The sequence below is a fragment of the Delftia tsuruhatensis genome, from assembly GCF_903815225.1.
GTDB lineage: Bacteria > Pseudomonadota > Gammaproteobacteria > Burkholderiales > Burkholderiaceae_C > Comamonas > Comamonas tsuruhatensis_A.
Genome location: NZ_LR813084.1, coordinates 1,807,567 through 1,819,872 on the forward strand (window position 1 = coordinate 1,807,567; position 12,306 = coordinate 1,819,872).

Genomic DNA, 12,306 nt, shown 5'->3' on the forward strand with positions numbered 1-12,306 from the left:
GCTGGTGGCGCAAGAGACAGGAAGATGCGGGTGGCAGGCTCAGTGGCCGGTGCCCGCGCCTTCGCCTGCCTGCCATTGTGCTCCCGATGCGGTGGCAATGCTGCGCTTGCCGCGCGCCTTGGCCTGGAGCATGGCGGTATCGGCGCGGCGCAGCACGTCCATGCCGTTTTCGTGGCTTTGCAACTGGGCCACGCCTGCGCTGAAGCTCAGGGCGTGTGGCGCGGACTGGCCGGGAGCAGACAGTGGAGCCTGCTCCAGCATTTGCAGCAGACGCAGCAGCGCCTGCACGGCGGCTGCCTCCGGGGTCTGCGGAAGCAGCAGCACGAAGGCCTGGCCCTCATAGCGGCCGAGCACATCTTCCGGGCGCAGGCCCTGGCGCGTCAGCTGGGCCACATGGGCCAGCGCGGCGTCGCCCAGGGCATGGCCCAGTTGCGCATTGAGGGCCTGCATGCCGTCCATGTCCAGCAGGGCGACACTCAGTGGCTGGCCATGGCGCTGTGCGCGTGCGACCTCGCGATCCAGCGCCTCGCTCACGCCCATGCGGTTGAGCTGGCCCGTGAGCACGTCATGGCGCGCCCGTCGCGCGGCTTCGTCCAGTTCCTGCTGCAGGGCTTCGATGCGGGCCTCGCAGGCATCCACGTGGCTGCGCAGCGCCTGCAACTCCTCCTGCGCCACGCGGCTGCCGGCGGCCATGGTCCGCGTGGCCTCCAGCACCTGCTGCAGCAGCGGGGCGGCGTCTTCCAGACGCTGGATGCCATCCAGCTGCCGGGCCGCTTCCTCCATGCGCGCCCCCAGGGTCTCGTTGCTGCGTGTGATCTGCGCCAGGTGCTGGACGAAGCCTCCGAGCATGTCCTTGAGGGCCTGCTGCGCGGCGGCCATGCCGTCCTGCAGCTGCATGCGCCGCAGGATCAGGGTCTGCAGCTCGCGCCGGGCCTCGGCCAGGGGGGCGGCCGACAGCGGCGGGGTGATGGCCTGCTCGATGGCGGTCAGCTGCGGTGCAAGCCAACTGCCGTGCGCGGGGTCCTGGGCCAGATGCTGGACCAGGGTCTGCAGCAGTTCCTGCATCAATTGCAGGACCTGCATCTGGTCGGCGATGGAGAACGACAGCGGGTAGTGCTGGTCATGCAGTCGCCGCGCCAGCTGGACTGCATCCACGGGCGCCGATCGCAGCTGCTCCATGAGTTGCTGGTGCAGCTGCCGTGCCTTGGCATCCTGCGGGTCCAGCAGGGTGGACAGGGCCTCGAAGCGCCGCGCCAGCTGCTGGGCCAGGTCGTCGGGCAGGGCCTGCACGGGCGGTGGCGCCGGCAGCTCCACCGGCCTGGTGTCGGGCGATGGGGGCAGCAGGGCCGCATTGGCATAGGCCGTGATCACCTGCTGGAGACCCAGCCAGTCACTGCGCTCTATGGCGGTGCCCAACTGATCGCGCAGGCGCCTTTGCGCGGGCGTCTGCGCCGGCAGCAACGCATGGACATGGCGCAGCGGCCCCTGGGGAAAGCTGGCCGGGCCCGGCTCTCCTGCCGCCTGCTCATAGAGCCGGGTGTAGTTTTCCGGGGTTGGCGGCAGGCGGTTCAGCGCCAGTTGCCGCAGGGTTTCGCGTGCCAGTTCGGAAGCGGAGCGCTCGGCCATGGGTGGGCAGTTGTTTCGAAATGCAATGCCCTCCAGTGTGGCATGGCCGGCGCCCTTGTCAGACTTCGTTGACCATCACCAGCTTGCCCTGGACCTGCCGCGAGCCCATGCGCGCATAGGCGGCATGCAGTTCGGCCATGGGCATGGTGCGGTCGATGACGGGCTTGATCTTCCCCTGGCCGTACCACTGGGCCAGCTCCTGCATCATGGCGGCATTGGCCTTGGGCTCGCGCCGCGAGAAATCGCCCCAGAAGACGCCGACCAGCGAGGCCCCCTTGAGCAGCGGCAGGTTCAGCGGCAGGGCAGGGATGGGGCCCGCCGCGAAGCCGACGATCAGGTAGCGGCCGCGCCAGGCGATGGAGCGAAACACCGGTTCGGCGAAGTCGCCGCCCACGGGGTCGTAGACCACGTCAGGGCCCTTGCCGCCCGTGGCCTCCTTGATGGCCGCGCGCAGGTCGCCCTGGCTGTAGTTGATGGTGGCGTCGGCGCCCTGGGCCTTGCACAGTGCGCACTTTTCATCGGTGGATGCGGCCGCGATCACGCGCGCGCCGGCCGCCTTGGCGATCTGTATGGCGGCCGTGCCCACGCCGCCGGCCGCGCCCAGCACCAGCACGGTCTCGCCCGCGCGCAACTGGCCCCGGTCGATCAGCGCGTGGTGGGAGGTGGCATAGGTCATGATGAAGGCGGCCGCGTCCACGAAGCTGAAACCGTCGGGCAGCGGCATGCACAGCGCTGCCGGCGCCAGCGTGTGCGTGCCGAAGCCGCCCGTGCCCGACAGGCAGGCCACGCGCTGGCCCACGGCCAGGTGGGTGACTCCCTCGCCCACGGCCTGCACCACGCCCGCGTATTCGGAGCCCGGCACGAAAGGCAGCTCCGGCTTCATCTGGTACTTGTTCTGCACGATCAGCAGATCGGGGAAGTTCAGGCTGGCCGCCTTGACTTCGAGCAGCACCTGCCCGGGGCCCGGCGTGGGCGTGGGCAGCTGTGTCCACTGCAATTGGTCGACGCCCGTGGGCGTGGTGCAAAGCCAAGCGTGCATGTTGTCTCCTGTGTTCGAATGCGCTGCCGATGATAGGAGTGTGGCGGGAAAGCCTCCTGTCCCTCGGGCGACGAGGCGCGCGCCTACAATCCGCAGCAATCCCTGCTGTATCCATGAAGATTCTCATTTGTAACGACGACGGCTATCAGGCGCCCGGCATCCAGGCCTTGCACGAGGCGCTGCGCACGGTGGCCGAGGTCGAGGTGGTGGCGCCGGAGCACAACAACAGCGCCAAATCCAATGCCCTGACGCTCAACGCACCGCTGTACGTGCACCGGGCCCACAACGGTTTCCGCTACGTCAACGGCACGCCGGCCGACTGCGTGCACATCGCGCTGACGGGCCTGCTGGGCTACCGGCCGGACCTGGTGGTCTCGGGCATCAACAACGGCGCCAACATGGGCGACGACACCATCTACTCGGGCACCGTGGGTGCCGCCATGGAGGGATTTCTGTTCGGCATTCCCGCGATCGCCTTCTCCCAGGTCGACAAGGGCTGGGCCGAGATCGAGGCGGCGGCCGCGGCCGCGCGCCAGCTGGTCATGGACATGCAATCGCAGCAGCTGATCGGACTGTCGCCCTGGCTGCTGAACGTGAACATCCCCAACATGCCGCTGTCCGCCCTCAAGCCGCTGAAGCTGTGCCGCCTGGGGCGGCGCCACGCGGCCGAGCGCGTGATCACGCAGGAAAGCCCGCGCGGCGAAACCATGTACTGGATCGGCAGCGCGGGCGCGGCCAAGGACGACTCCGAGGGCACGGATTTCCATGCCACGGCCCATGGCCATATGTCGGTGACGCCGCTCAAGGTGGATCTGACCGACCATGACAACCTGGGCTACTGGGCACAGACCGCAGCCAGGCTGGCGTCGGCCGGCCTGGCTGCGCAGGATGGGGTGGTGCAGCCGTGAGCGAGCGTCGTCCGGGAGTTCCCTCGTGGGTGGCGCGCTCGGCCCAGACCCCGCCGCCCGCATCGCGCGCGGCCCCGGCACGCTCCGCGCTGGCGCCGGCCGGCGCGCGGCCCCCGGTCCAGCCCTCTGGCATAGGGCTGGATTCCGCCGCCGTGCGCGCGCGCATGGTGCAGCGGCTGGCCGCCAGTGGCATACAGTCGCCGGCCGTGCTGGCCGCCATGGGGGCGGTGGAGCGCCACCGTTTCGTGGACAGCGCCCTGGTCAACCAGGCCTACGAGGACACCAGCCTGCCCATAGGCCTGGGCCAGACGATTTCCAAGCCCAGCGTGGTGGCGCGCATGACCGAGCTGCTGCTGGGGGCGGAAGCTGCGAAGTCGAGCCTGGGCCGCGTGCTGGAGATCGGCACGGGCTGCGGCTACCAGGCGGCCGTGCTGGCGCGCGTGGCGCGCGAGGTCTATTCGATAGAGCGTCTGCGCGGCCTGCACGAGAAGGCGCGCAGCAACCTGCGCCCCTGGCGCCTGACCAATGTCCACCTGATCTTCGGCGACGGCATGGAAGGCTATGGCAGCGGTGCGCCCTATGCCGGCATCATCTCGGCCGCCGGCGGCGAGAGCATGCCCTCGGCCTGGTGCGACCAATTGGCGGTGGGCGGACGGCTCGTCGCGCCCATGGTGGTTACGGGCGGTAAGCAGGCACTGCTGGTGATTGACAAGAGTTCACACGGGTTTACGCAGTCGATTTTGGAGGCCGTGAACTTTGTCCCCCTAAAATCGGGCATCGCCTAGAAGGGAATAACTTATGTTGGTATCGCGAAGTCTTGGGGCTTGGGGAACGGTGGTGCTTGCCGGCATGGTTCTGGCCGGCTGCACGTCCCAAGTGAACAGGGCTCCCGTGGAGGACCGTGGAACGTCGACCTCCGGCTCCGCTTCCACTTCCGCTCCGTCCGCAGCCGTCAAGCCGCTGCCCGGCGTCGAGAACGCCGGCAAGCCCGGCTACTACACGATCAAGCCCGGTGACACGCTGATCCGGATCGGCCTGGAAACCGGCCAGAGCTGGAAGGACATCGCGCGCTGGAACAACCTGGAGAACCCCAACCTGATCGAAGTCGGCCAGGTGGTGCGCGTCGTGCCGCCGACCGCCACCTCGGTGGCCAGCTCGGACAGCGGCAGCACGCGGTCCTCGTCCTCCTCTTCGTCCACGCCCAGCGGCTCGCCCGTGGTGGCCACGCCGCTGCCTCCGGCATCCTCGACGGCCACGCCGGCCCCTGCGCCGGCTCCGGCCCCCGCCCCCGCTCCCGCGCCGGCCGCCAAGGGCGCCGACGACGTGGACTTCATCTGGCCTGCCTCGGGCAGCCTGATCGCCGGCTTCGACGAGGCGCGCAACAAGGGCTATGACATTGCAGGCAAGGCCGGGGATGCCGTGGTCGCCGCGGCCGACGGCCGCGTGGTCTATGCGGGCGCCGGCCTGCGGGGCTACGGCAACCTGATCATCCTCAAGCACAACAACACCTACCTGACGGCCTACGCGCACAACCAGACGCTGCTGGTCAAGGAAGACCAGACCGTGCGCAAGGGCCAGAAGATCGCCGAGATGGGCAGCACCGACGCCGACCGCGTCAAGCTGCATTTCGAGGTGCGTCGCCAGGGCAAGCCTGTCGATCCCTCTCGCTACCTGCCTTCGCGCTGATGGCCCGCGTGACCAGGCCAACCGGACAAGCCCCTGCCCCGCAGGGGCTTGTTTCTTCTGCGCCCGGCGAGCAGCCTTGGGTATCCGGCGAGGACGAGGCCGACGGCGGGGAGGTCGAGGCTTCGGCCTCCGAGCTGCGTGAGATCGCCGTCCCGGCGGCCCAGCATGGCCTGCGCGTGGACAAGGTGCTGGCCGAGTGCGTGCCCGAGTTCTCTCGCAGCTACCTCCAGCAGTTGCTGGCGCAGGGGGCGGTCGCGCTCAACGGGCGTGAACTGGGCAAGCCGTCCACCAAGGTCGCAGCCGGCGACCGTCTGGTGCTGGAGATGCGGCCCACGCAGCAGAGCATGGCCTTCCAGCCCGAGGACATGGCGCTGGACGTGGTGTACGAGGACGAGCACCTGCTGGTCGTCAACAAGCCCGCGGGCCTGGTCGTGCACCCGGCGCCCGGCAACTGGACCGGTACCCTGCTCAATGGCTTGCTGGGGCGTGATCCCAGGGCGCGGGAAGTTCCGCGCGCCGGCATCGTGCACCGCCTGGACAAGGACACCAGCGGCCTGATGGTCGTTGCACGCAGCCGTGCCACCATGGATGCGCTGGTGGCCATGATCGCCGCACGCGACGTCAGCCGCCAGTATCTGGCCATGGGCCACAAGGCCTGGGGCCCGCACAGGCACCGCAAGGTCGATGCCCCCATCGGCCGCGATCCGCGCAACCGGCTGCGCATGGCCGTGGTGGACCTGGCCCAGCATGCGGGCAAGACGGCCCGCACGGACTTCGACTGGCTCGATGGCAATGACGAGATCTGTCTCGTCCGCTGCACCCTGCATACCGGGCGCACGCATCAGATCCGGGTGCACATGGCTTCGCTGGGCCATCCCCTGGTGGCGGACGCCGTCTATGGCGGTCGCGAGGCCGGCGGGCTCAGGCGCCAGGCGCTGCATGCATTCCGGCTGGCCTTCAGGCATCCAGCAACGGGGCAGGAGCTGGTGCTGCATGCGCCCCTGCCTGCCGATATGGCGCAGGCACTGAAAAACTGGGGGCTGAGCTACAATCCTGCGCAAAGCCTCTGACCATCACCCGCATGGCATCTGTGGAGCGCTTGCTTCCTCTTCTTTGATCCGGCGCTCCCCGGCTGCCTTCTTTGGCGGCGCATGCGCCTTTGTTCCCGAGACGCTGAGCCATGAATACGGTAGATGCCAAGCGGGTCCTGGAAACTGCATTGATCTGCGCGCCGCAGCCTGTCACGTTGCGGGAGTTGCGCACGCTGTTCGATGACGTGCTGGGCTCCGATACGCTGAAGGACCTGCTGCTGGACCTGCAAAAGGAGTGGGCGCAAAAAGGCGTGGAGCTGGTGCAGGTGGCGTCGGGCTGGCGTTTCCAGAGCCGGCCGGAGATGCGCATCTACCTGGACCGGCTGCACCCCGAGAAGCCGCCCCGCTATACCCGGGCTGCCCTGGAGACGCTGGCCATCATCGCCTATCGCCAGCCGGTGACGCGCGGCGACATCGAGGATATCCGCGGCGTGACGGTCAACAGCCTGATCATCAAGCAGCTGGAGGACCGGGGCTGGGTGGAGGTGATCGGTCACCGGGAAACCGTGGGCCGGCCATCGCTGTTCGCGACGACACGCCAGTTCCTGGACGACCTGGGATTGCAGTCGCTGGACCAGTTGCCCATGCTCGAGGAGCCGGAATCTCAGCAAAGCCTGTTCAAGGCGCTGGAGGAGGCTGGCGGCGACCCGCAGCAGGCCCAGGAGGCAGGTGAGGTCGTCGAGCAGCCACCCGTGCAAGGCTGGGGGCCGGACGAGGTCCCCGCGGTCCATGGCGGGCAGGAGGGCGGACAGGCAGACGGGCCGGGGCTGCTGGAGCAGGTTCCGCTGGATTCGGAAGACGCGCAGGAGTCGGCCGAGGAGTGCGGTCCGCAGGCACCGCCGGCACAGTCGATGGATGTGGTGGATATGCCGGACATGCCGGATGCGGCAGGCGCGGCGGACACGGCGACAGATACAACGGATACGGACGGCGCTGCAATGCAGGCCGATGAAGGAAAGCCATGATGGGTAGTGACATCTCCAATGACCAGGGCGCCAAGCCGGCGTCCGAAGAAACCGGCGCCGAACCCAAGGCCCGGCCTGCGCGTTCCCGCGCTTCCAGGCCCGAGGCCCGGCCTGGTGCCAGGCCTGCGCGCAAGCCACGTCCCGCCGCCGTGTCGCAGGAGGCTGGCGAGGCGCCGGTGGAGGATGAGACACAGGGCGCGCATGAGGTGCCAGCCGCTGCGGTCGAGGGCTACGGTTTCGCCGATGTGGTCTCAGGTGAATTCGATGCCGCCGAGGAGCGCGGCGATACCCCGCCCGCCAAGCGCGTGCTGCTGCCCCAGGTCGATTCGCCCAAGCTGCACAAGGTGCTGGCCCAGGCCGGTCTGGGTTCGCGCCTGGAGATGGAGCAACTGATTCTCGAAGGCCGCATCTCGGTCAACAATGAGCCGGCCCACGTGGGCCAGCGCATCCAGTTCGGCGACCAGATCAAGGTCAACGGCCAGCCCATCCGCTTTCGCATCGAGCCGCCGCCGGCGCGCGTCATCGCCTACCACAAGCCCGTGGGCGAGGTCGTCACGCACGACGATCCGCAAAACCGTCCCACGGTGTTCCGCAAGCTGCCGCGCCTGCAGCATGGCAAATGGCAGTCCGTGGGCCGCCTGGACCTGAATACCGAGGGCCTGCTGCTGTTCACCAGCTCGGGCGAGCTGGCGAACTCGCTCATGCACCCGCGTTTCGGTCTGGAGCGTGAGTATGCGGCCCGCGTGCTGGGGGCACTGAGCAAGGAAGAAAAGCAGCGCCTGACCGATGGCGTGCAGCTGGAGGACGGGGAGGCGGCCTTCGGCTCCATCGAGGACGGCGGCGGCGAGGGGGCCAACTGCTGGTACCGCGTCACGATCTCCGAGGGTCGCAACCGCGAGGTGCGCCGCATGTTCGAGGCCGTGGGCCATGCCGTCAGCCGGCTGATCCGGATCCGCTATGGCGCCATGGTGCTGCCGCGTGGACTCAAGCGGGGCGCATGGGTGGAGCTTGATCAGGCGGACATCCAGGCATTGATGTCTGCCGCTGGCGTCAAGGCGCGTGCACCGGCAGCGCCCAAGGGCGCGAACAACGGCGCCCGCCGTGGCGCGGCGGATCGCAGTGCGCCGCGTCGCGAGGGGGGAGGCCGCTATTTCGACGGCAACCGTCCTGCGCCCAATGCCATGCTCGATGGTCAGCGTCCCAGGCCTGCGGCCAAGGGTGGCAAGCCCGCGGGGCAAGGTGGCCAGGGCGGTCGCGGCGCGGGTGGCCGGGGGCAGGGCGGTGGCCAGCAGCCCGATCCCATGCGCACCTCGGTCGGCTACATCGGCACGGACAGCCTGGTGCGAGCGCGCCAGAATGCCAAGCGCAACCCCGGCGGTGGACGCCGGGGCGGCCGCTGAGGGCGGCTCATCCGGATGTCATCAAGGACTTTGGCGGCACAGCTAGAATCAACGGTTTTGTCTGATTGACAAAAATCCATAGTAACCCTGATTAGGAACCATTCAAATGGCCATCGAACGTACTCTTTCCATCATCAAGCCCGACGCCGTTGCCAAGAACGTGATCGGCCAGATCTACGCACGCTTCGAAGGCGCAGGCCTGAAGGTCATCGCCGCCAAGATGGTGCACCTGTCGCGCGGCGAAGCCGAGCAGTTCTACGCCGTCCACAAGGAGCGTCCCTTCTTCAAGGACCTGGTGGACTTCATGGTCTCCGGCCCCGTGATGATCCAGGCCCTGGAAGGCGAGAACGCCATCCTGAAGAACCGCGAACTGATGGGCGCCACCGACCCCAAGAAGGCCGAGAAGGGCACGATCCGCGCCGACTTCGCCGACAGCATCGACGCCAACGCCGTGCACGGCTCGGACGCTGCTGAAACTGCAGCCGTGGAAGTGGCATTCTTCTTCCCCGGCATGAACGTCTACTCGCGCTGATCCCCGCGTCTTCCGCGGCCGTCATGGCCTGTCCGGTGCAGGCCTGCCTGCCGCGGAAGAGCCGAGAGCGGCGTGGCACAGGCCTGCCGACATGAATACCAATTTGCTAGATTTTGATCTCGACGGACTGGCCGCATATTGCGAGCAGCTCGGCGAGAAGCGTTTCCGCGCAACGCAGCTGTTTCGCTGGATCCACCAGCGTGGCGCCAGCGACTTCGACCAGATGAGCGACCTGGCCAAGTCCCTGCGCGAAAAGCTCAAGGCGCGAGCCCACATCACGGCCTTGCCGGTGCTGACCGAGCATGTGTCCGCCGATGGAACGGTCAAGTGGCTGTTCGACGTGGGCGACGGCAATGCCGTCGAATCCGTTTTCATTCCCGAGGATGATCGTGGCACGCTGTGCGTGTCGTCCCAGGCCGGCTGTGCCGTGGGTTGCCGTTTTTGTTCCACGGGCCACCAGGGTTTCAGCCGCAACCTGGGCACGGGCGAGATCCTGGCCCAGCTCTGGTATGCGGAGCATGCGCTGCGCAAGCGCCTGGGCACGGGCAGCGAGCGCGTCATCTCCAACGTGGTGATGATGGGCATGGGCGAGCCGCTGCAGAACTACACGGCCCTGGTGCCGGCGTTGCGCGTGATGCTGGACGACCATGGCTATGGCCTGTCGCGCCGCCGCGTGACGGTCTCCACCTCGGGCGTGGTGCCCATGATGGACCGGCTGTCCCAGGATTGCGCCGTGGCGCTGGCTGTGTCGCTGCATGCGCCCAATGACGAACTGCGCGATCCACTGGTGCCGCTGAACCGCAAGTATCCGATCCGCGAACTGCTCGATGCCTGCGAGCGATACCTGCAATTCGCGCCGCGTGACTTCATCACGTTCGAATATTGCATGCTCGATGGCGTCAATGACCAGCCCGAGCATGCACGCCAACTGATAGAGTTGGTCCGCGCGCGTGGCGACGGCCGCAGCTGGTGCAAGTTCAACCTGATCCCGTTCAACCCCTTTCCGGCTTCCGGGTTGCTGCGCTCACCCGCGGCACGGGTGACGGAATTCGCCAGCCTGCTGAGCAATGCCGGCATCGTGACCACGGTGCGCAAGACACGCGGCGACGACATCGACGCGGCCTGCGGCCAGCTGGCTGGTGATGTCAAGGACCGTACGCGCGCTGCCGAGCGCATGGCAAGGCAGCGCACCATCGTTCTCAAGCAGATGCCTTGAGAGGACCTGGAGCGTGCAGGGCACGCCCAACGGAACAAAGGACAGTTCATGAAGTCAGTGGCTCGGCAGCTGCGAACGGGGGATGTGGGTGGATACATGCTCTGGGCCGTACCCGTGCTGGTTCTTGCCTTGGCGGGCTGTGCCAGCAAGCAGTCCCAGGTTTCTCCGGCGACTTCGGGTGCCAGCAACGCTTCTTCCGTCTCCAACGCGCCGATGGCCTCGGCCGCAGAGGCCGACCCCCGCCGCCGGGCAGCGATCCGCCTGGAGCTGGCGGCTTCCTACTTTCAGGCCGGCCGCATCGATGTGGCCCTGGAGGAGGTGAACCAGGCGCTGGCCTCGGACCCCGGGTCGGCCGATGGCTATGGCCTGCTGGGACTGATCTACATGCGCAACCAGGATTGGGAGCAGGCGGATGCCAGCCTGCGCAAGGCCGTCGCTCTGCGCCCCCAGGATGGCGATCTGCTGCACAACTACGGCTGGCTGCTGTGCCAGCGCAAGCAGTACGCGGAAGCCCAGCAATGGCTGGACAAGGCCCTGGTCCAGCCCGGCTACCTGGAGCGCCCCAAGACCTGGATGGCCAAGGGCCTGTGCCTGCAGCAGGCCGGCCTGCTGCCCGATGCCCAACAGGCGCTGCTCAAGGGCTACGAGCTCGATCCCGGCAATCCCGTCATCGCCTACCACCTGAGCAATGTGATGCTGCAAGCAGGCGACGCCCGGCGGGCGCAGTTCTACATCCGCCGCCTGAACGGCAGCCCCCAGTCCAATGCGGAAAGCCTGTGGCTGGGTATCAAGATAGAGAGGGCGCTGCAGCAATCTGCGGCGATGCGGCAGCTGGCGGACCAGCTGCACCAGCGCTTCCCGGAGTCCCGCCAATGGCTGGCCTACGAGCGTGGAGCATTCAATGAGTGAGGTGTCGGCGGTGCATGACGAAACAGGTACGCAAGGCGAGAACGCACAAACTTCAGTGACGGCGGGCATGCTGCTGCGCCAGGCGCGCGAGGCGGCGGGCCTGTCTCTGGCAGGTCTGGCGGCCGCGCTCAAGGTCCCGGCTCCCAAGCTGGAGGCGCTGGAGGCGGATGACCATGCCGCATTCCAGGACCATGTCTTCATGCGGGCCCTGGCCCAGAGCATCTGCCGCACCCTGCGCATGGATTCCGCGCAGGTGCTGGCGTTGCTGCCGCGCACCCAGCTCAAGAGTCTGGCCGACGACCGGGGCGGCATCAACGCCACGTTCAAGGAACGCTCCTTCAAGGCGGCCGGTACGCCGCTGGGCCGTGAAAACGGCTCGCGCAAGGTCGCCATCATCGTGCTGCTGCTGCTGGCCGCCGCCGCCGCCGTGTACTTCCTGCCCAAGCAGGAAGGCGATGCCGAGGAGGCGCGCACGGACTCCTCCAATGCCGTGGCCCTCGTGCCGCCGGCGGCTGTCGTATCCGAACCCGCGGCCGCGCAGGAGCCCGTCGCTCCCCAGGCCGCAGCGTCGGCCGAGGCGCCCGCTGCGGCGCCGGAGCTCGCCGCTGTACCGGCGCCGGCGGGGAGCGTGGAGCCGGCTGCCACAGCCGTGCCCGCGCCATCCGCAGAGGTGGCCGCTGCCACGGCCCAAACGCCTGGTGGTGTGCTGGTCATGAAGGCCAGCGCACAATCGTGGGTGCAGGTCAAGGATGCCAATGGCCGCGTGGTGCTGCAAAAGACGCTGGAGGCTGGCGAGACCGTCAGCGCCGATGGGGCGCCGCCGCTGTCGGTCATCGTCGGGAACGCCAGCGGTACCGAAGTGCGCGTGCGTGGCGAACTGCTGGAAGTGGCCAGGACCACCCGCGACAACGTAGCCCGCTTTGAGGTGAAGTGA

The 12,306-nt window shown here is 68.0% G+C and carries 12 protein-coding genes; 10 read left to right on the forward strand and 2 right to left on the reverse strand.

Annotation, left to right across the window (positions count from 1 at the left end):
* Window positions 1-39 precede the first annotated feature (39 nt).
* Window positions 40-1,626: a GGDEF domain-containing protein gene (locus L1Z78_RS08160; protein WP_234641032.1), complete on the reverse strand. Its 1,587-nt coding sequence runs from the start codon at window positions 1,624-1,626 to the stop codon at window positions 40-42.
* A gap of 58 nt (window positions 1,627-1,684) precedes the next feature.
* Window positions 1,685-2,665: an NADPH:quinone oxidoreductase family protein gene (locus L1Z78_RS08165; protein ID WP_234641033.1), complete on the reverse strand. Its 981-nt coding sequence runs from the start codon at window positions 2,663-2,665 to the stop codon at window positions 1,685-1,687.
* A gap of 113 nt (window positions 2,666-2,778) precedes the next feature.
* Between L1Z78_RS08165 and surE the strand changes: the two genes are divergently transcribed.
* The 10 genes from surE to L1Z78_RS08215 all read left to right on the forward strand — a co-directional run bounded on the left by surE (window position 2,779) and on the right by L1Z78_RS08215 (window position 12,306).
* Window positions 2,779-3,573, forward strand: coding sequence for a 5'/3'-nucleotidase SurE (gene surE, locus L1Z78_RS08170; protein ID WP_234641034.1), 795 nt, complete (start codon window positions 2,779-2,781; stop codon window positions 3,571-3,573).
* Entirely contained in the window at window positions 3,570-4,358 is a 789-nt protein-coding gene (locus L1Z78_RS08175) for a protein-L-isoaspartate(D-aspartate) O-methyltransferase (protein ID WP_234641035.1), read from the forward strand. The genes surE and L1Z78_RS08175 overlap by 4 nt, the downstream gene beginning before the upstream one ends.
* Window positions 4,359-4,371: 13 nt before the next feature.
* Complete coding sequence (locus L1Z78_RS08180) at window positions 4,372-5,259, forward strand: peptidoglycan DD-metalloendopeptidase family protein (protein ID WP_234641036.1); 888 nt, start codon at window positions 4,372-4,374, stop codon at window positions 5,257-5,259.
* Window positions 5,259-6,329, forward strand: coding sequence for an RluA family pseudouridine synthase (locus L1Z78_RS08185; RefSeq protein ID WP_234641037.1), 1,071 nt, complete (start codon window positions 5,259-5,261; stop codon window positions 6,327-6,329). The genes L1Z78_RS08180 and L1Z78_RS08185 overlap by 1 nt, the downstream gene beginning before the upstream one ends.
* Window positions 6,330-6,439: 110 nt before the next feature.
* Entirely contained in the window at window positions 6,440-7,315 is an 876-nt protein-coding gene (gene scpB, locus L1Z78_RS08190; RefSeq protein WP_234641038.1) for an SMC-Scp complex subunit ScpB, read from the forward strand.
* Window positions 7,312-8,715, forward strand: coding sequence for a pseudouridine synthase (locus L1Z78_RS08195; RefSeq protein WP_234641039.1), 1,404 nt, complete (start codon window positions 7,312-7,314; stop codon window positions 8,713-8,715). Before scpB ends, L1Z78_RS08195 begins: the two co-directional genes overlap by 4 nt.
* A gap of 106 nt (window positions 8,716-8,821) precedes the next feature.
* On the forward strand, window positions 8,822-9,247 hold the full coding sequence (gene ndk / locus L1Z78_RS08200) for a nucleoside-diphosphate kinase (protein WP_234641040.1): 426 nt from the start codon (window positions 8,822-8,824) through the stop codon (window positions 9,245-9,247).
* A gap of 91 nt (window positions 9,248-9,338) precedes the next feature.
* Window positions 9,339-10,463, forward strand: a complete 1,125-nt coding sequence (gene rlmN, locus L1Z78_RS08205; RefSeq protein WP_234641041.1) for a 23S rRNA (adenine(2503)-C(2))-methyltransferase RlmN — start codon at window positions 9,339-9,341, stop codon at window positions 10,461-10,463.
* A gap of 48 nt (window positions 10,464-10,511) precedes the next feature.
* A complete protein-coding gene (gene pilW, locus L1Z78_RS08210) occupies window positions 10,512-11,372 on the forward strand; it encodes a type IV pilus biogenesis/stability protein PilW (RefSeq protein WP_234641042.1) in 861 nt (286 codons plus the stop codon).
* On the forward strand, window positions 11,365-12,306 hold the full coding sequence (locus tag L1Z78_RS08215; RefSeq protein WP_234641043.1) for a helix-turn-helix domain-containing protein: 942 nt from the start codon (window positions 11,365-11,367) through the stop codon (window positions 12,304-12,306). The genes pilW and L1Z78_RS08215 overlap by 8 nt, the downstream gene beginning before the upstream one ends.